The 19354-nt window shown below is 69.0% G+C and carries 18 protein-coding genes; 12 read left to right on the top strand and 6 right to left on the bottom strand.

What is annotated here, in order from left to right:
• Window positions 1-31: 31 nt before the first annotated feature.
• On the top strand, window positions 32-1435 hold the full coding sequence (locus tag EV657_RS11390; RefSeq protein WP_113670502.1) for a diguanylate cyclase: 1404 nt from the start codon (window positions 32-34) through the stop codon (window positions 1433-1435).
• Window positions 1436-1552: 117 nt separating this feature from the next.
• Here EV657_RS11390 and EV657_RS11385 read toward each other — a convergent pair whose 3' ends face one another.
• The 4 genes from EV657_RS11385 to EV657_RS11370 form a co-directional block, all read right to left on the bottom strand.
• Window positions 1553-2083, bottom strand: a complete 531-nt coding sequence (locus tag EV657_RS11385; RefSeq protein WP_166673694.1) for a periplasmic heavy metal sensor — start codon at window positions 2081-2083, stop codon at window positions 1553-1555.
• Between the two features lie 2 nt (window positions 2084-2085).
• Window positions 2086-2469, bottom strand: a complete 384-nt coding sequence (locus EV657_RS11380; RefSeq protein WP_133260460.1) for a dihydroorotate dehydrogenase — start codon at window positions 2467-2469, stop codon at window positions 2086-2088.
• Window positions 2462-3049, bottom strand: a complete 588-nt coding sequence (locus EV657_RS11375; RefSeq protein WP_075785521.1) for an RNA polymerase sigma factor — start codon at window positions 3047-3049, stop codon at window positions 2462-2464. Before EV657_RS11375 ends, EV657_RS11380 begins: the two co-directional genes overlap by 8 nt.
• 75 nt (window positions 3050-3124) lie before the next feature.
• Complete coding sequence (locus tag EV657_RS11370; RefSeq protein WP_134077939.1) at window positions 3125-4051, bottom strand: EF-hand domain-containing protein; 927 nt, start codon at window positions 4049-4051, stop codon at window positions 3125-3127.
• A 233-nt stretch (window positions 4052-4284) separates the two neighbouring features.
• Between EV657_RS11370 and EV657_RS11365 the strand changes: the two genes are divergently transcribed.
• Both EV657_RS11365 and EV657_RS11360 read left to right on the top strand, forming a co-directional pair.
• Entirely contained in the window at window positions 4285-4665 is a 381-nt protein-coding gene (locus EV657_RS11365; protein WP_113670498.1) for a DUF983 domain-containing protein, read from the top strand.
• The gene (locus tag EV657_RS11360) at window positions 4623-5333 is read left to right on the top strand and encodes an NUDIX hydrolase (RefSeq protein ID WP_134077938.1); all 711 of its coding nucleotides are present in this window, start codon (window positions 4623-4625) and stop codon (window positions 5331-5333) included. Before EV657_RS11365 ends, EV657_RS11360 begins: the two co-directional genes overlap by 43 nt.
• A gap of 13 nt (window positions 5334-5346) precedes the next feature.
• Here the strand turns inward: EV657_RS11360 and EV657_RS11355 are convergent, their stop codons facing one another.
• Together EV657_RS11355 and EV657_RS11350 are read right to left on the bottom strand one after the other, a co-directional pair.
• A complete protein-coding gene (locus EV657_RS11355) occupies window positions 5347-6798 on the bottom strand; it encodes a carnitine 3-dehydrogenase (protein ID WP_134077937.1) in 1452 nt (483 codons plus the stop codon).
• A gap of 186 nt (window positions 6799-6984) precedes the next feature.
• On the bottom strand, window positions 6985-8028 hold the full coding sequence (locus EV657_RS11350) for an aldo/keto reductase (RefSeq protein WP_113670496.1): 1044 nt from the start codon (window positions 8026-8028) through the stop codon (window positions 6985-6987).
• Between the two features lie 322 nt (window positions 8029-8350).
• On the opposite strand from EV657_RS11350, the gene EV657_RS11345 reads away from it, so the two are divergent.
• The 9 genes from EV657_RS11345 to EV657_RS11305 all read left to right on the top strand — a co-directional run bounded on the left by EV657_RS11345 (window position 8351) and on the right by EV657_RS11305 (window position 19332).
• On the top strand, window positions 8351-8992 hold the full coding sequence (locus EV657_RS11345) for an ImuA family protein (RefSeq protein WP_243628090.1): 642 nt from the start codon (window positions 8351-8353) through the stop codon (window positions 8990-8992).
• Window positions 8993-9123: 131 nt separating this feature from the next.
• Complete coding sequence (locus EV657_RS11340; protein ID WP_134077936.1) at window positions 9124-9879, top strand: SDR family NAD(P)-dependent oxidoreductase; 756 nt, start codon at window positions 9124-9126, stop codon at window positions 9877-9879.
• A gap of 96 nt (window positions 9880-9975) precedes the next feature.
• Window positions 9976-11694 carry a methionine--tRNA ligase gene (gene metG / locus EV657_RS11335; RefSeq protein ID WP_134077935.1) on the top strand — a complete coding sequence of 573 codons (1719 nt, stop codon included), beginning with the start codon at window positions 9976-9978 and terminating at the stop codon, window positions 11692-11694.
• A gap of 183 nt (window positions 11695-11877) precedes the next feature.
• Window positions 11878-13197 (top strand): aspartate aminotransferase family protein, encoded by a 1320-nt coding sequence (locus tag EV657_RS11330; RefSeq protein ID WP_134077934.1) that lies wholly within the window; start codon window positions 11878-11880, stop codon window positions 13195-13197.
• A gap of 145 nt (window positions 13198-13342) precedes the next feature.
• A complete protein-coding gene (locus EV657_RS11325) occupies window positions 13343-14707 on the top strand; it encodes a glutamine synthetase family protein (RefSeq protein WP_113670492.1) in 1365 nt (454 codons plus the stop codon).
• A gap of 88 nt (window positions 14708-14795) precedes the next feature.
• On the top strand, window positions 14796-16172 hold the full coding sequence (locus EV657_RS11320; protein WP_134077933.1) for an aldehyde dehydrogenase family protein: 1377 nt from the start codon (window positions 14796-14798) through the stop codon (window positions 16170-16172).
• Window positions 16173-17318: an iron-containing alcohol dehydrogenase gene (locus EV657_RS11315; protein WP_113670490.1), complete on the top strand. Its 1146-nt coding sequence runs from the start codon at window positions 16173-16175 to the stop codon at window positions 17316-17318.
• 178 nt (window positions 17319-17496) lie between these two features.
• A complete protein-coding gene (locus EV657_RS11310) occupies window positions 17497-18003 on the top strand; it encodes a TRAP transporter small permease subunit (RefSeq protein WP_075785508.1) in 507 nt (168 codons plus the stop codon).
• A 3-nt stretch (window positions 18004-18006) separates the two neighbouring features.
• On the top strand, window positions 18007-19332 hold the full coding sequence (locus EV657_RS11305) for a TRAP transporter large permease (RefSeq protein ID WP_134077932.1): 1326 nt from the start codon (window positions 18007-18009) through the stop codon (window positions 19330-19332).
• The last annotated feature ends 22 nt before the right edge of the window (window positions 19333-19354 follow it).

Raw genomic sequence — 19354 nt, 5'->3', positions numbered from 1 at the left:
TCCCGCGGAGAGCCTTTGCTGTGGAGAGCCAATGTCCCGCCGAATACTGATCGTGGATGACGTAGCGACAAACCGGATCGTGATGAAGGTCCGGCTTCGCAACGCCCATTACCAGGTCCTCCAGGCCAGCGACGGCCGGACGGCCCTTGAGGTGGCGCGCGCCGAACGGCCGGACCTGATCCTGCTGGACATGGGGCTGCCCGACATCGACGGAACCGACCTTTGCCGGATGCTGAAATCCGGCCGCGAGACCGCCTCGATCCCGCTGATCGTGGTGACCGCGGGCCGGGCGCCCGAAACCAAGATGCGCGCGCTGGAGGCCGGGGCCGACGAGTTCCTGTCGAAACCGCTGGACGAAATGATCCTGCTGGCGCGGGTGCGCAGCCTGCTCCGGGCGCGGGAAACCGCCGAGGAACTGGCACTCCGGAACGGGACCGAACAGGTTCTGGGCTTCGGCGAGGCAGCCCCCGGCTTTATCCCGCCCGGGCTGGTGGCGCTGATCGCCAGCGACCCGCGCCGGGCGCGGGCCTGGCGCGCGGCGCTGGTGCCGCAGATCTCGGACAGCCTGACGGTGCTCAGCCGGGCCGAGGCGCTGAACCCGCTGCCCGGGGCGCCCAAGCCCGATGTCTATGTCGTCGATGCCGATCTGTCGCCCGAGGGCGCCGGGCTGCGGCTGGTCAGCGAATTGCGCGCCCATCCCGTGTCGCGCGATGCCGCAATCCTGATCGTGGTGCCGGAATCGGCGCGCGAGACTGCGGCGATGGCGCTCGATCTTGGGGCCAACGACCTGATCGCCGACCCGATGGACGCGCAGGAACTGGCGCTTCGGATCAAGATGCAGATCCGCCGCAAGACCCAGTCGGACCGGCTGAGGGCGACGCTGGAAGATGGCCTCCGGCTGGCCGTGACCGACCCGCTGACCGGGCTTTTCAACCGCCGCTACGCGCTGCCCCATCTGGCGCGGATCGCCGAACGCGCGGCCGAGACCGGGCGCAGCTTTGCGCTGATGATCCTCGACATCGACCGCTTCAAGCTGGTCAACGACCGCTACGGCCACGGCTCGGGCGACGCGGTGCTGGTCGAGGTGGCGCGGCGGCTGAAAGAGAACCTGCGCGCGGTCGATCTGGTGGCCCGGATCGGCGGCGAGGAATTTCTGGTGGCCCTGCCCGAGACCGACGCCGACCGCGCCTGCACCGCCGCCGAGCGGCTGCGTCAGGCGATCGAATGCCGTCCCGTGGCGCTGCCGGGCGGGGCGGGCGAGATCCGGGTGACGATCAGCGTGGGCGTCGCGCTGGGCGATGGCCGCAGCCTGATGTCCGGCGCGCCCGATATCGAGGCGCAGGTGCGCGGGCTGATGGATCAGGCCGACCGGGCGCTTTACGGCGCCAAGGCCGCCGGGCGCAACACGGTCGAGATGTCGCGAAGCGCCGCCTGAGGCCGCGCGCGCGGGGATGCATGCCGAAAGGCGCGCCGGGCCGAGGCCGAGCCCGGGGTCCCGTGTTGGCTCCGCGCGACCCGGCTCACGACCGGAAGGCTCCGAAACGCCGACGTCTCAGGGATCGGAGGGCGGACCGCCCCGGTCTCTGTCCCTGTGGTCATGGCGCGGGGGACCGCGCCGCAGCACCGCCTCCAGCCGGTCGGCGAAGGCCGCGCGCTCGGCCTGGCTCATCGTTGAGACGCGGTCGAGCATCAATTGCCGCACCAGATCGACATGGGACTGCACCCGCCGCTCCTGCCGGTCGAGCAGGCTCGACACCTGCGCCGCATCGAACGGCTCGGCCCGCAGCGCCGCCAGCAGATCGCGGAAGCTTTGGCGGACCTCGCGCCGTTCCTGCCGGAAGCGCGGCGCCTCGGTGCGCAGCGCCTCGCGGATCGCCGCGCGGTCGGCCTCGTCCAACGCCCGCCCGTAGGGACCAAGCGCCATCATCGCCCCGGGATCGTCGGGACCGCCGCCCGGCCGGTGCCCCAGCAGGGCGCCGCAGATCAGCCCCAGAAGCAGCACGTTCAGCGCCAGGCTCAGGCCCAGCGCCGGGCGCAGCCAGCTTCGGCGCCGCGGCGCTGCGGATGCGGTAGGATCGGACATGCTCATCCCTCCGTCAGATAGGTGTCGAGACTTGGGACCAGGTCGTTCGGCCCATAGGCCGAACCCAGGATCGTGGCGGTCAGCGTGCCGACATCGCCCGGCCCGGCATAGCCGATCCAGAGCCCGAAAACCCCGGCGGTCGCGACCCCGGCCAGCGCCGGCCAGCCGCCGATCGCGGCGACCAGAACCGCCACCAGCCCGCGCCGCCCCGTCTGCGCCGCGACCGGACGTGCCGCGACCGGACGCGGCGCGGCAGCCTCCGCCGCCGCGATCATCGCGTCGTCCATGATCCGCGCCATCAGCGCCGCCGAGGGCTCGGCCCGCTCGGCGCGGGCGGCCGCGAACAGCGCCTCGATCTCATGGTCGTTCATCCTCGGGTCAGTCATCGTCGAACCCCAATTCCTCGCGCCGCCCGGCCAGAGCCTGGGCCAGCGCCCGCTTGCCCCGCGCGGTCAGGCTTTCGACCGCCTCGGTGCCGATCTCGAGAATGGCGGCGATCTCGGGATTGGAAAGCCCCTCGATATGCCTCAGGATCACCGCCTGCCGCTGACGGTCCGGCAGCCTGGCCAGCGCCGCGTCCAGCGCCGCCACCCGCGCCGCCTGCTGCAGCCGGGTCTCGGCCCCCGGGCTGTCATCGGCCGGTTCCGGCACCTCGTCGAGCGCCGCCCCCCGCCGCCGCCGCCGCAGCCGGTCGGTGCACAGGTTGGTGACGACGCGATAGAGCCAGGTCGTCACCTTGGCTTCGCCCGTCCGCCAGTCGGGCGCGATCCGCCAGAGCCGCAGCATCGCCTCCTGCGCCACGTCCTCGGCCTCGGCCGCGTCGCGCAGAAGCCTGCGCGCATAGGCCAAAACCCAGGGCGCCAATCGCAGCGTCAGCACACGCGCGGCCCGCGCATCGCCCCGGCCGTAGGCCAGAAGCAACGCCTCGTCCGTGTCCTGATCTGCGGCATCGAAGGGCATCTGCATCCTGCCTCTGGCCTACTCCGTGGCACGGCGCGCGGCAAGCGGGCGGGTTCGCCCCGCCCGCGCCGCATCAACGCCTTACTGCGCGGGGGCCTGACGCTGGTCGCGCATGAAGCTGCGGAACTTTTCCAGAGCGGTCTCGAATTCCTCCTGCGTCAGCACCCCGTCGCCATCGGCGTCGATCCGGTTGAACATCATCGCCGGCCCCGGCCGCTGGGCCAGTTCCTCGGGGCTGAGCAGGCCGTCGCCATCGGCATCCATCATGTCGACCAGCCGCTGGGCCCGCTCGGCGCGGTCCTCGGGGCTGAGCGTCGGATCGCCGAAGCCGCCATAGCCCATCGGCCCGGTGCCCTCGAGCCCGCCGAACATGCCGTAGCCGCCGCCCATCGGCCCCGGCCCCTCCGTCCCGGCACCGCGCCCGCCACAGGCCCCGGGCATGCCCATGCCCTGGCCCATACCCGGCCCCATAGCCTGGCCCATTCCCATTCCAGGGCCCATTCCAGAGCCCATTCCGTGGTTCGTGCCGCAGCCGCCCTGCATCCCGGCGCCGCGATGCATGCCGTGGCCGCCGGGCATGCCCTGCATCCCCTGGCCGCCGCCACCGGGCTGCATGCCACAGCCCGCCCCGCCCGGACCGCCACCCTGACCGCCGCCCTGACCGCCACCCTGACCGGCCGCCCGCGCATGACGCCCGGCCGGACCGAGCTTTTGCGCTTCCTCTGCGGAAATCTTGCCGTCGCCGTCGGTATCGAGATCGGCAAAGCGGGTCCGCGCGCGGGCGGTGAATTCCTCAAGCGAGATCGTGCCGTCGTCATTGGCATCCATGCGGTCGAACATCCTGCCCTGACGGCCCGCGCCAGCCCCTGCCCCTGCCCCTGCACTCGCTTCGGCCCCGGCGTCGGTCCCCGGCCCCTGTTGCGCCATCGCCGGCCCGGCCAGCCCCAGGATCGCCGCCGTCCCGATCGCCAGCGCCGCGGTCGACATCTTCGTCACAGTCCATGCCATCTCGGTCTCCTTCGGTCGTTGCTTCCGGACGACCCCGTGCCGCCCGCCTTCCTCGTCTCTTACGGGGCCCGCGCCGGTTTCCGTCGCAGCGCCCCGAGTCGCGCCGCCCGGCGGCGTTTTGCGACATCCCGCCGCAAGGACAGACGGCCATCTTTTTAACCGTTCCATGCTTGACTAGGTTCAGACCAGCGCGCCCGGGGACGGCGTGCGGTTGGGACACACGGAAACAGGACATGATGGGATCTCATGCCAGGCCCCTTGGTGCGGCCGTTCTGCGCGGCTGGTGCAAGCGCTGCCCGAATTGCGGCGCAGGCCCGATGCTGTCGGACTATCTCACGGTGCGCGAACACTGCCCGGTCTGCATGGAGGAATTGCACCACCATCACTCCGACGACGGCCCGGCCTATCTGACGGTGCTGATCGTGGGCTTGCTGACCGCCCCTCTGGTGGCGGGGGCGGTGACGGCATTCCGGCCCGACCCGCTGGTGCTGACCTCGGTCTTTTCCGTTGGCTGCGTCGCGCTTGCCCTATACCTTCTGCCCCGACTGACAGGAGTAATGGTGGCGCTGCAATGGGCGAAACGGATGCACGGCTTCGGCCATCCGGCGGAATAGACGACCAACCGATCCGCGACGCGGCCACGGTGATCGTGGTGCGCGATGCCGCGACCGGCCCGCGCGTGCTGATGGGCCAGCGCGGCGAAAGTGCTGCCTTCATGCCCAACAAGGTGGTGTTTCCGGGGGGCGCGGTCGACGCGGCCGACCGGGACGTGCCGCTGGCCTGCCCGCTGTCGCCCGCCTGTGCCCGGCGGCTGACGGCCGAGGCCGATCCGGCGCTGGCCGGGGCGCTGGCGGCGGCCGCGATCCGCGAGCTCTGGGAAGAGACCGGGTTGATCCTCGGGCGCCCGGGGGCCTGGCCGGGCCCGGCGCCGAAGGGCTGGCGCGGCTTCGCCGCCTCGGGCCACCTGCCCTCGCCCGAAGGCTTTCACTTCATCTTCCGCGCGATCACCCCGCCGGGGCGGCCGCGCCGGTTCGACGCGCGGTTCTTCCTGGTCGAGGCCGAGGCGCTGGCCAGCGACCCCGACGATTTCTCGCTCGCCGAGGACGAGCTCAGCCAGTTGCAATGGATCCCGCTGGCCGAGGTGCGCCGGTTCAACCTGCCCTTCATCACCGAGGTGGTGCTGGCCGAGGTCAGCCAGCTGATCCGCGGCGGCCTGCCCCCGGCCAGCGTGCCGTTCTTCGACAATCGCGACAGTGTCTCGCGGTTCCAGCGGCTGGCCTGAGCCAGCCCTTGCGTCAGCCCGGTTTCTGCCCGACCGCGCGGCCGATGCCCTCGGGGCGGGGCAGGGTTGCATGGGCGCTGGCGATCTCGGACATCCGGCGGGCGACATCCGGCCCGGGCTCCGAGGCCTGCCGGGTCTCGAGGCTGACATGCACCAGCAGCGCCTCGCCGGTGGCGATCTCGCGGCCGTCCGAAAACAGCCGGTGGAACAGATGCATCTTGCGCCCGCCCGCCCCCAGGCACAGGCTTTCGACCCGAAGCGCGTCGCCGACCCTGGCCTCGGCCAGATGGCGGATATGGGATTCGGCTGTGAAAAAGCTCGCCCCGCCCGCGACATAGGCCGCGTCGCAGCCGACCAGTTCCATCATCCGGTCGGTCGCGTCGGAAAAGACCTGCATGTAGCGCGGCTCGGTCATGTGGCCGTTATAGTCGGTCCAGTCCAGCGGCACGGTCCGCGCCACGGTGCGGATCGGCCCGGCCAGGTCGATCTCGCCGCCGTCGAGGCGCGCATCGAAGCCGCGCAGATGCGCGCCCGCGCCCCAGCCCGCCCATTTCAGCGCGCGCAACACCGCGACCAGGTTCTTGTCGCGCACCTGTTCCAGCTCTTCCAGCGGCCGGTCGCCCGCCTGCGCGCCGGTCTGTTCGGCCACGGTGCGGGCCAGCGCCTCGGTCGCCTCGGGCATCTCGGTCAGATGGGTGCGCGGCAGATCGAGCCCGGGCCCGATCCGCGACACCACCTCGTCGACCCCGGCCGCGCCGCCCGCCAGCAGCGCGGATTCGAACGGCCCCATCTGCGCCCAGTTCAACCCGAAGCCCATCCGCACCGCGTCGTCGATCTCGGCCGTGGTCGCGACCCCGTCATGCACGAGCCACAGCGCCTCGCGCCAGACCGCCTCCATCAGCCGGTCGGCGATATGGCCGTCGATCTCGCGCCGGACCGGAAGGGGCATCATGCCGATGCCGCGCAGCACCTCATGCGCGCGGTCGAGCGCCCAGCCGGGCGTGTCTTCGGCCACGACCAACTCGACCAGCGGCAGCAGATAGACCGGGTTGAACGGATGCGCGACCAGGATCTGACAGCGCCGGGCGCTTTGCCCGTAAAGCGCCGTGGGCGTGAAACCTGCGGTCGAGGAGGCGATGATCGCCTCGTCGGCCGCGTGTTCCTGCACCTTCTGATAAAGCGTGCGCTTGAGATCGAGCCGCTCGAGCACGCTTTCCTGGATCCAGTCCGCCCCCGACACCGCCTGCGAGATGGTGGCAGCCTGGATCACCGCGCCCTCGGCGGGCAAGGGGCGGTCCGACAGGCCCGGCAGTGCGCGGCGGGCATTGTCCAGCACCGCAGCCACACGCCCGGCCGCCTCGGGGTCGGGGTCGAAGACGCGCACGGTCCAGCCCATCAGGGCAAAGCGCGCGGCCCAGCCCGCACCCACGACCCCGGCGCCCAGTATGGCCACGGCACCGGTCACGGTCTTCCGCCCGTCTTGGCAAGGCCCCGCCCCGGCCCGCGATCCGTCTGAACGTTCATGCATTTCCCCCATCCGCAGCGCCCATAATGTCCCCCCCGCCCGCGGGGGCAAGGGCCGAAGGGAAGGACGCGCGCGATGGATGCCGGCCGTGCCAGAGATGCAACGGACCGGCGAGAGGCGATCGCGTCAGAAGGGCAACGGATAGGCCTTGTGCATCGCCGCGATCTCGGCCTCGACCTCGGGCGACAGGGTGAGGTCGGCCGCGCCCAGCGCGGTTTCCAGCTGCGCGGTCGAGGTGGCGCCGATAATCGGGATCACCGGGAAGGGACGGCTGGCCACGAAGGCGATGGCCATCTGCACCGGATCGAGCCCATGCGCCTTGGCAATCGCCAGATAGCCCGACACCGCCTCCCAGACCCGGGGCGTGATCCGGCCGCCAAGATCGGGGCTGCGCGACCGGCGCGACCCCTCGGGCGTGACATCGCCCGCATATTTGCCGCTGAGAAGGCCCGCGGCCAGCGGGCTGTAGGCCAGCAGCGTGACGTCCTCGTTGACACCGAGTTCGGCCAGATCGGTGTCGTACAGCCGGCAGAGCAGCGAATATTCGTTCTGAAGCGTCTCGGCCCGCGGCAGGCCCTTGTCCTCAGCCAGACGCAGCCATTGCGCCATGCCCCAGGCGCTTTCGTTCGACAGGCCGAAATGGCGGATCTTGCCCGCCTTGACCAGCCCGTCCAGCGTCTCGAGCACCTCGTGCATATGCGCAAGGGTCGCGGCACGGTCCTGATGCGAGGGGTCGTAGCGCCAGTTCTTGCGGAAATGGTAGGACCCGCGGTTCGGCCAGTGCAGCTGGTAAAGGTCGATATAGTCGGTGCGCAGCCGCCGAAGCGACCCCTCGACCGCGGTGATCAGGGACTTGCGGCAGATCGGCTCGCCCTCGCGCACCGCCTTCAGGCCCTCGCCGGTCATCTTGGTGGCGACGATCCAGTCCTTGCGGCGGCCGGTATCCCGGAACCAGTTGCCGATGATCCTTTCGGTGCGCCCGACGGTTTCGGCCAGGACCGGCGCCACCGGATACATCTCGGCGGTGTCCATGAAATGCACGCCCGTCTCATAGGCGAGGTCGATCTGGGCATGGGCCTCGTCCTGGTCGTTCTGGCTGCCCCAGGTCATCGTTCCCAGGCACAGGCAGGACACATCCAGGCCGGTCCGGCCCAGCTTCACTTTTCTCATGGTCTTCTGTTCCTCGTTTCGATCTGGAAGGGAGGGTATCCTGCCGCCCGCCGGGTGCAAGGCGGATTTGGCCGTGATCGGTAGTCCGGAGCGAAAGCGGCAACGCCCCGGCCGCCGGACCGACCCCCGGCACGGGCGCGGCCTCGGCCGCAAGGGCATGGCCGACACGACACCCCCTGTCCCGTCCCGGCCGAACGGACTTTCCGATGGCATGCCGCAGGCCCGGTCCTCCCTGTTCGCGCCGTTACTCTAGCAGATCGGTCCGCTGGCATGCTGGAGAAAACGTGTTGAGAACATATAAAGAACATCATAGAGTTTCGCCATGTCCGGTTCCCCGCTTTCGCTTGCCTCCGAGGCGTTCCGCACGGGCCGCCCCCGCCCGGCGCTGACCGCGCTTGGCGCGCTGTCGCTGCCGCTGGCGCGCGCCCATGAACTGACGGGATCGTCCCGCCATGCGCTGGCCTTGCTGCTGGCCGCCGCGACCGAGGGGCCGGTGCTCTGGATCGTGCCCGCCTGGGCGCCCGGACGGCTTTATCCCGACAGCGTGGCCGAATGGATCGAGCCGGGGCGGCTGATCCAGGCCACGCCCAAGCGGGCCGAAGACCTGCTGTGGTGCATGGAAGAGGCGCTGCGCGCGGGCGTCGTGCCCGTGGTGGTGGCCGAACTGCCCGCGCCGCCGCCGCTGACCCCGGTCCGGCGGCTGCATCTGGCGGCCGAGACCGGCGCAAGCCTCGGCCGCTGCGCGCCGCTGGGGCTGATCCTCTCGACCGGGTCGGGTGGCGCCGCCGGGGTCGAGACCCGCTGGCACATGGCCTCGCGCCACGGCCCCGGCGTCACCGCCTGGCATCTGGAACGCCGCCGCGCCCGGCTGGACCCGCCCCGCGCCTGGCGGCTGAGCCGGGACGCGGACGGCCGCCTGTCGCTGGACCCCGCCCTGCTGGAGCCCGAAACGGCTGGCGCCTGACTCTACGGATGCCCGACTCTGCGGATGCCTGTGCGCGCGTGTCCCCCTGCGACCCGAGCGCACCCCGGCTTGCGCCGCCCTGCCCCGGTCCCGATCTCGACCGGGGATCGCGCGCAACCGGAGGAAAGAAAATGGAAATCCGCTTCGACGGGAAAATCGCTCTGGTCACCGGCGGCAGCACCGGGATCGGCGCCGCCATCGCCTGCGAGCTGGCCGCCTCGGGGGCCACGGTCTGCCTGGCCGCGCGCACGGCCTCGAAGCTGACGCCGGTGGTCGACCGGATCGCCGCGGCGGGCGGCAAGGCCTATGCCATGCCCTGCGACGTGTCCGACCCGGGCGCCGTCGAGGCGCTGGTCGCGCGTACCGTCGAGACCACCGGCGGGCTGCACCTGCTGGTCAACAATGCCGGGATCTCGGGGCCCTCGGCCGATATCGGGGCCTATCCGCTGGACGGCTGGCGCGAGGTCATCGACACCAACCTCAACGGCGTCTTCTACGGCCTGCGCTTCGGCCTGCCCGCGATCGAGGCCTCGGGCGGCGGCGCCGTGGTCAACATGAGCTCGATCCTTGGCAGCGTCGGCATGGCCACGGCCCCCGCCTATGTCGCGGCCAAGCACGCGCTGCTGGGCCTGACGAAATCGGCGGCTCTGGCCTATGCAACGCGCGGCATCCGCATCAACGCGGTCGGCCCCGCCTTCGTCCGGACGCCGATGATCGATGACGGGCTCGACGCCGAGACCCAGGCCCGGGTGACGGCACTGCATCCGGTCGGGCGGATGGGCCGGTCGGACGAGATTTCGGGGCTGGTGGCCTTCCTTCTGTCGGACCGCGCGAGCTTTGTCACCGGCAGCTATCACCTGGCGGATGGCGGATATACCGCGCAATAGGGCCCCAAAGGCCGCGCCAGAGCCCCACGAGGCTCTGGCCCTCGGGCGCATGGCGCGATAAACGGGCCTCAAGATCCGGCAAGAAGGCAACGGCAGATGGCACGCATCCTGATCACCTCGGCGATCCCCTATATCAACGGGATCAAGCACCTGGGCAACCTCGTCGGCAGCCAGCTTCCGGCCGATCTTTACGCCCGCTACTGCCGCGCCCGCGGCCATGAGGTCCTGTTCCTCTGCGCCACCGATGAACATGGCACCCCCGCCGAACTGGCCGCGGCCAAGGCCGGCAAGCCGGTGGCGGACTACTGCGCCGAGATGCACGAGGTGCAGGCGGATCTGGCGCGCGGCTTCCGGCTGTCCTTCGACCATTTCGGCCGGTCTTCAAGCCCGCAGAACCACAGGCTGACTCAGTATTTCGCAGGCCGTCTGGCCGAGAACGGGCTGATCGAGGAAGTCAGCGAGCGTCAGGTCTATTCCAATGCCGACGGTCGCTTCCTGCCCGACCGCTATATCGAGGGCACCTGCCCCAATTGCGGCTACGAGAAGGCGCGCGGCGACCAGTGCGAGAACTGCACCAAGCAGCTCGACCCGACCGACCTGATCAACCCGCGCTCGGCGATCTCGGGGTCCACCGATCTGGAGGTGCGCGAGACCAAGCACCTGTATCTCAAGCAGCGCTCGCTGAGGGGCGATCTCGAGGCCTGGATCGACAGCAAGACCGACTGGCCGGTGCTGACCACCTCGATCGCGAAGAAATGGCTGAATGACGGCGACGGGCTGCAGGACCGCGGCATCACCCGCGATCTGAACTGGGGCATCCCGGTGAAGAAGGGCGAGGAGGACTGGCCCGGCATGGAGGGCAAGGTCTTCTATGTCTGGTTCGATGCCCCCATCGAATATATCGCGGCCTCGGCCGAATGGGCCGAGAAGAACGGCCGCCCCGAGGCCGACTGGCGGCGCTGGTGGCGGCTGGACGAGGGCGCCGAGGACGTGCGCTATGTCCAGTTCATGGGCAAGGACAACGTGCCCTTCCATACGCTGAGCTTCCCGGCGACGATCATGGGCTCGGGCGACCCCTGGAAGCTGGTCGACTACATCAAGTCGTTCAACTACCTGAACTACGATGGCGGCCAGTTCTCGACCAGCCAGGGGCGTGGCGTCTTCATGGATCAGGCGCTGTCGATCCTGCCCGCCGATTACTGGCGCTGGTGGCTGCTGTCGCACGCCCCCGAAAGCTCGGACAGCGAATTCACCTGGGAGAATTTCCAGGCCTCCGTGAACAAGGACCTGGCCGACGTTCTGGGCAATTTCGTCAGCCGCGTGACCAAGTTCTGCCGGTCGAAATTCGGCGAGGTGGTGCCCGAGGGCGGCAGCTATGGCGACCGCGAGCAGGAACTGAACGACGATCTCTATATCCGCATCCGCGCCTATGACGCGCATATGGAGGCGATGGAGATCCGCAAGGCCGCGGCCGAGCTGCGCGCGATCTGGGTCGCGGGCAACGAATACCTGCAATCGGCCGCGCCCTGGTCGGTCTACAAGGAAGACCCCGATCAGGCGGCGGCGATCATCCGCTTTTCGCTGAACCTGATCCGGCTTTACGCGGTGCTGTCCGCACCCTTCATCCCCGATGCCGCCAAGGCGATGATGGACGCGATGGGCTGCGAGGACGACACCTGGCCCGCCCAGATGACCCATGCGATGGAGCGGCTCGCCCCCGGTCAGGCCTTCACCACCCCCGAGATGCTGTTCCGCAAGATCTCGGACGAGGAGCGCGAGGACTGGCAGGCGCGCTTTGCCGGCCAGCGCGGCTGACCCCGGCCGCGCGCCCCTGGGCCAGCGTCTGAAGATGGGTATTTGAGCCAAGAAGAAGGGACCGTCGGGTCCCTTTCCCCTATAGGGACGGTTCGGCCCACTTGAGCGTTTTCAGGACGGGCGGGCTCTGGTTCAGTTCGGACAGAGGCGCCGCACCAGGCGACTCGTCTGTCCGGAGGCCCCATGTCTCGTCTCATCCCCCGTGCTCCGGGCGCGGTCCGGCCCATGGTCGACCGCGGCGAGGGCGTCTATCTCATCGACCGGAGCGGCAAGCGCTATCTCGATGCCTCGGGCGGGGCTGCGGTCTCGTGCCTTGGCCATTCCGACCCGGCGGTCATCGCCGCGATCAAGGCCCAGCTCGACCGGGTCGCTTTCGCCCATACCGGCTTTTTCACCTCGGAGCCCGCCGAGCGGCTGGCCGATCTGCTGATCGCCCATGCGCCTGCGGGGATCGACCGGGTCTGTCTGGTCTCGGGCGGGTCCGAGGCGATGGAGGCGGCGCTGAAGCTCGCGCGGCAATACATGCTGGAAACCGGCCAGCCCGGGCGCCACCGGGTGATCGCCCGGCGCCGGAGCTATCACGGCACCACGCTGGGGGCGCTGGCAACCGGCGGCAACGTCTGGCGGCGCGCGCCCTTCGCGCCGCTGCTGATCGAGACCTCGCATATCGCGCCCTGCCATGCCTATCGCGACCGGGCCGAGGGCGAAAGCGAGGCGGCCTATGGGCTGCGCGTGGCGGACGAGCTGGACACCGAGATCGAGCGGCTCGGCCCCGAGACGGTGATGGCCTTCGTCGCCGAGCCGGTCGTGGGCGCGACGCTGGGCGCGGTTCCGGCGGTTCCGGGCTATTTCCGCCGCATCCGCGAGATCTGCGACCGCCACGGGGTGCTGCTGGTCCTCGACGAGGTGATGTGCGGCATGGGCTGGACAGGGACGCTTTTCGCCTGCGAACAGGACGGCATCGCCCCCGACATCGCCGCCATCGCCAAGGGGCTGGGGGCGGGCTATCAGCCGGTGGGCGCGATGCTGTGTACCGGTCGCATCCATGACGCCATCGAGGCGGGCAGCGGCGCCTTCCAGCACGGCCATACCTATATGGGCCATCCGACCGTCGCCGCCGCGGCGCTGGCGGTGCTGACCCGGTTGACCCGGGACGGACTGGTCGACCGGGCGCGGATCATGGGCGACAGGCTCGACGCGGCCCTGCGCGCGGCCTTCGCCGAGCATCCCCATATCGGCGACATTCGCGGGCGCGGGCTTCTCCTCGGGCTCGAACTGGTCGCGGACCGCGCCAGCCGCCGCCCCTTTGCGCCAGACCTTCGGGTCCATGCGCGGCTGAAGGCCGCCGCCTTCGAGGCCGGGCTGCTCTGCTATCCGATGGGCGGCACGGTCGACGGGCGGCGGGGCGATCATGTGCTGCTGGCCCCGCCCTTCATCCTGGACGACACCCATGTATCGGAGATCGCGGATAAGTTGAAATCGGCCCTGACAGCGGCGCTGTGACCCGCCGCGCCGGGACCCCTGTCCCAAAGACGAGCTTGAAATCCGGCGCATTCTGATCTTCACCGGAAGGCAGAGAAAAGAACGGGATGGCAAAGCCGCCCGATAACGGACACCGGTCCGACACCCAACAACAGGAGACCACCCGATGCCCGGCCAGATGAGTTTCGACGCGTTGAAGAGGGCCGTGGCCGAGGGCGGGATCGACACGGTTCTGGTTTGCCTGATCGACATGCAGGGTCGGCTGATGGGCAAGCGCTTCGTCGCGCAGCATTTCGTCGACAGCGCCTGGGAAGAGACCCATTGCTGCAACTACCTGCTGGCCACCGATCTGGAAATGGCAACGCCCGACGGCTATGCCTCGACCTCCTGGCGCGCGGGCTATGGCGACTACGTGATGAAGCCCGACCTCGACACGATCCGCCCGGTGCCCTGGCTGGACGGGACGGCGCTGGTGCTGTGCGACCTGCTCGATCATCACAGCCACGACCCCGTGCCCCATGCGCCCCGCCAGGTGCTGAAAACGCAGGTCGCGCGGGCCGAGGCGATGGGCCTGACCCCGGTCATGGCGACCGAGCTTGAATTCTTCCTCTTCGAGAAGAGCCTGCGCGAGATCGCCGCCTCGGGCTTTCGCGACCTGACGCCGATCAGCGCCTATAACGAGGACTACAACATCTTCCAGACCACCAAGGAAGAGGCGGTGATGCGGCCCCTGCGCAACCATCTGTGGGCCGCGGGCATTCCGGTCGAGAACTCGAAGGGCGAGGCCGAGGCCGGGCAGGAAGAGCTGAACATCAAGTACGGCCCGGCCCTGCTGGCGGCCGATTACCACACCATCGCCAAGCACGCGACCAAGGAGATCGCCTGGGCCCAGGGGCATGCCGTGACCTTCCTGCCGAAATGGCACAAGGACCGGGTCGGCAGCGCCGCGCATGTGCACCAGTCGCTGTGGAAGGACGGCCGGAACGCGTTTTTCGAGAAGGGCGCCGATCACGGCATGTCCGGGCTGATGCGCCAGTATGTGGCGGGCCAGATCAGATATGCCGCCGATCTGACCGTGTTCCTCGCGCCCTACGTCAACAGCTACAAGCGCTTCGTCAAGGGCACCTTCGCGCCGACGAAGACGGTCTGGTCGGTCGACAATCGCACCGCCGGGTTCCGGCTGTGCGGCGAGAACACCCCGGGCGTGCGGATCGAATGCCGGATCGCCGGGTCCGACATCAACCCCTATCTGGCGCTGGCAGCCCTGCTGGCCGCCGGGCTCAGGGGCATCGAGGAAAAGCTGGACCTGGCCCCGCCCACCCGGGGCGACATCTACGAAAGCGCCGACGTGCCGGAAATTCCGCGCACCCTGCGCGAGGCGACGGAAACGCTCCGCGCCTCGGCCATGCTGCGCGCGGCGATGGGCGATTTCGTCGTCGACCACTACACCCGCGCCGCCGAGGTCGAACAGGAAGCCTTCGACATGGCGGTGACCGACTGGGAACTCGCCCGCGGCTTCGAGCGCGCCTGATGCGCCCGAACCGCCTCCAACGAAGATCGGCCCTTGGCGCGGACAGGCGCCGCACGGGCCCGGACCTTTCACAACGGAAGACCCTCCGATGACCACATTGACCTGCATCTCTCCCATCGACGGATCGGTTCTGGCCGAACGCCAGGCGCTCGCGCCCGAAGCCGCCCGCGCCGCTGTGGCGCGCGCCCGCGCAGCCCAGGCCGCCTGGGCCGCGCGGCCGCTGGCCGAACGCATCGACCTGGTTCTGAAAGGCGTCGCCAATGTCGGCGCGATGAACGACGCCATCGTGCCCGAACTCGCGCGCCAGATGGGCCGGCCCGTCCGCTATGGCGGCGAATTCCGCGGCTTCGAAGAGCGCGCGAAATACATGGCCCGGATCGCCGAGACCGCGCTTGCGCCGATCGAGGCCGAGGACAGCGGCAGCTTCAGGCGCTATGTCGCCCGCGATCCGCATGGCGTGGTACTGGTGATCGCGCCCTGGAACTATCCCTACATGACCGCGATCAACACCGTCGCGCCTGCGCTGATCGCGGGCAACACGGTGATGCTGAAACACGCGACCCAGACGCTTCTGGTCGGCGAACGGATGGCGCGCGCCTTCCACGAGGCGGGCGTGCCCGAGGACGTCTTCATGAACGTCTTCCTCGATCACGACACCACCTCGGCGCTAATCGCCGAACGCGCCTTCGGCTTCGTCAACTTCACCGGCTCGGTCGGCGGCGGGCGCGCCATCGAGCGCGCGGCGGCCGGCACCTTCACGCCGCTGGGGCTGGAACTGGGCGGCAAGGACCCGGGCTATGTGATGGAGGACTGCAATCTCGACATGGCGGTCGAGGTGCTGATCGACGGGGCGATGTACAATTCGGGCCAGTGCTGCTGCGGGATCGAGCGGATCTACGTGGCCGAAAGCCTTTACGACAGCTTCGTCGAGAAGGCGGTGAAACTGGTCGAGGGCTACCGGCTGGGCGACCCGCTCGACCCCGAGACCACCATCGGCCCGATGGCGCAGGCGCGCTTTGCCGATCTGGTCCGCGCCCAGACCTCCGAAGCCGTGGCCGCAGGCGCGACGGCGATGATCGACCCCGCGCTGTTCCCGCAGGATGGCGGCACCTACCTGATGCCGCAGATCCTGACCGGCGTGACCCACGAAATGCGGGTGATGCGCGAGGAAAGCTTCGGCCCCGTGGTCGGCATCATGCCGGTGAAGGACGACGACGAGGCGATCCGGCTGATGAATGACAGCGATTACGGGCTGACCTGTTCGCTCTGGACGGCGGATGTGGCGCGGGCCGAGCGGATCGGCCGGCGGATCGAGACCGGCACCGTCTTCCTGAACCGCGCCGACTATCTCGACCCCGCGCTGTGCTGGACCGGCTGCAAGGATACCGGGCGCGGCGGCGGGCTGTCGGTGATCGGCTTCCACAACCTGACCCGTCCGAAATCCTATCACCTGAGGAAACTCTGAATGACGCCGAACGCCAACTGGTCCTATCCCACCGCCATCCGCTTCGGCGCAGGCCGCATCGCCGAACTGCCCGCCGCCTGCGCCGCGGCGGGGCTGACCCGGCCGCTCTTGGTGACCGACAAGGGGCTTGCGGGGCTGCCGATCACCGCCCGCGCGCTGGACATCCTCGACGCCGCGGGGCTGGGCCGCGCGGTCTTTGCCGAGGTCGACGCGAACCCGACCGAGCTGAACCTCGCGCTCGGGCTCGAGGCCTACAGGGCCGGGGGCCATGACGGGGTGATCGCCTTCGGCGGCGGCTCGGGGCTCGATCTGGGCAAGATGGTCGCCTTCATGGCAGGCCAGACCCGCCCGGTCTGGGATTTCGAGGATATCGGCGACTGGTGGACCCGCGCCGATGCCGATGCCATCGCCCCCATCGTGGCGGTGCCGACCACGGCGGGCACCGGGTCCGAGGTCGGCCGCGCCAGCGTGCTGACCAATTCCGAAACCCACGAGAAGAAGATCATCTTCCACCCGAAGGTGCTGCCCAGCGTCGTGATCTGCGACCCCGAGCTGACCGTCGGCATGCCGAAAGCGATCACCGCGGGCACCGGCATGGATGCCTTCGCCCATTGCCTCGAGGCCTATTGCTCGCCGCATTACCACCCGATGTCGCAGGGCATCGCGCTAGAGGGGCTGCGCCTCGTGACCGAGTACCTGCCCCGCGCCTATGCCGACGGCACCGACCTTGAGGCCCGCGCGCAGATGATGTCGGCGGCGATGATGGGGGCGGTCGCCTTCCAGAAGGGGCTGGGCGCGATCCATGCGATCTCGCATCCCATCGGCGCGGTGCACAACACCCATCACGGCACCACCAACGCGACCGTGATGCAGCCCGTCCTGCGGATGAACCGCCCCGCCATCGAGGACCGTCTGGCCCGCGCCGCCGCCTATCTGGGCATCGGCAGCGATTTCGACGCCTTCTATGCGCTGGTCGGCCGTCTGAATGCCGAACTTGGCATCCCCGCCAACCTGACCGCGCTGGGGGTGACCGACCCCGATCTCGATGCGCTGACCGCCTCGGCACTGAAGGACCCCTCGACCGGCGGCAATCCGGTCGAGATGACGGAAGAGAACACGCGCCGTCTGTTGGAGGACTGCCTCTGAAACGGGCAGACGCGCCCTGAAAGACACCGGCGGGCGGCGCCAGCCCGGCCGCCGGAGACCAGGAATGGACCCCAAAGCGCACGCGGGACAACACTCGCGGCAGGATGACGGGGCAACAGGGAAATGGTGACGGCATGACAGCCACAAGGATCGGCGCGCCCGCGCGAAAGGCGGCGCCATGACCGGGTTCATGCGCGGCTATGTGCGCACGGTCGACGGGGTGAACTATCATATCGGCCGGGTGATGATGTACGGGATCTTCGTGATGATGGGGATCCTGCTGTGGTCCTCGATCTCGAAGACCTTCTTCCTGCCCTCGCTCTGGACGCTGGAAATGGCCCAGTTCGCGATGGTCGCCTATTACATCATGGGCGGGCCCTATTCGATCCAGCTGGGGTCGAACGTGCGGATGGACCTGTTCTACGGCCGCTGGTCGGTGCAGACGCGGGCCTGGGTCGACAGCTTTACCGTGCTCTTCCTGATCTTCTTCCTGGGCGTGCTGCTTTATGGCGGCATCGACAGCCTGATCTACGCGATCCAGTACAACGAGCGCAGCCCGACCGCCTGGCGCCCGGTGCTCTGGCCGATCAAGTCGGTCATGTGCCTAGGCCTCTTCCTGATGATCCTGCAGGCCGTCTCCGAGCTGTTCAAGGACATCGCCCATATCCGCGGCGAGGAGCTTTAGCCCATGTCCTACGAGATGATCGCAATCCTGATGTTCGCCTCGATGATGCTGATGCTGATGACCGGGCAACGGGTCTTCGGCGCCATCGGGGCGGTGGCGGCGCTGGCGGCGCTGGCGCTGTGGGGCACGGGCGGGTCGGTCATTCCGTTCTCGGCCAGCATGAAGCTGATGAAATGGTATCCGCTGCTGACGCTGCCGATGTTCATCTTCATGGGCTATGTGCTGAGCGAAAGCCGCATCGCCGACGATCTTTACAAGATGTTCCATGTCTGGATGGGGCCGGTGCCCGGCGGGCTGGCCATCGGCACCATCGGGCTGATGGTGCTGATCTCGGCGATGAACGGGCTGTCGGTCGCGGGCATGGCCATCGGCGCGACCATCGCGCTGCCGGAACTGCTGAGGCGCGGCTATGACAAGCGGATGGTCACGGGGGTGATCCAGGCCGGGTCGTCGCTGGGCATTCTGGTGCCGCCCTCGGTGGTGCTGGTGCTGTATGCCATGATCGCGCGCCAGCCGGTCGGTCAGCTCTGGCTGGCGGGCATCCTGCCCGGGCTGCTGATGGCCGGGCTCTTCATCCTCTATATCTACCTGCGCTGCCGGATCTCGCCCGCGCTGGGGCCGGTCCTGCCGCCCGGGGAACGCGCCGGGATCGCCTTCGCCGAGAAAGTCCGGCTGCTGGGTGCGGGCGTGCTGCCGCTGGTGATCTTCGCCACGATGATGGTGCCCTTCGTCAACGGCTGGACCTCGCTTGTGGAAAGCTCGGCCATCGGCGCGCTGGCGGCCTTCGTCGCGGCGGTGCTGAAGGGGCGGATGACCCGCGCGGTGTTCGAGACCTCGGTGCGCCAGACGCTGGCGGTGTCCTGCATGTTCATGTGGATCATCGTCGCCGCCATGGCCTTCGGCGCGGTCTTCGACGGGCTGGGCGCGGTCAAGGCGATCGAGAGCCTGTTTACCGAAAAGCTGGGCCTCGACCCCTGGATGATCCTGATCCTGATGCAGCTGAGCTTCATCCTGATGGGGACCTTCCTCGACGATACCGCGATGCTGGTGATCGTGGCGCCGCTTTACATCCCGCTGGTCAAGGCGCTGGGGTTCGACCTGATCTGGTACGGGGTGCTTTACACCATCACCACCCAGATCGCCTACATGACACCGCCCTTCGGCTATAACCTCTTCCTGATGAAGGCGATGGCCCCGAAAGAGATCGGGCTGAAGGACATCTACGCCTCGATCGTGCCCTTCGTCATGGTGATGATCGCGGCGCTGGCCATCGTCATGGCCTTTCCGCAGATCGCGCTCTGGCTGCCGCATCAGGTCTACGGCCTCTGAAGACGGCCCTTAAAAAAACGGA

The organism is Rhodovulum visakhapatnamense (assembly GCF_004365965.1).
Taxonomy (GTDB): domain Bacteria; phylum Pseudomonadota; class Alphaproteobacteria; order Rhodobacterales; family Rhodobacteraceae; genus Rhodovulum; species Rhodovulum visakhapatnamense.
Note: the sequence above shows the minus strand (reverse complement) of the source record. Positions and strands in the feature narration are given on the sequence as shown.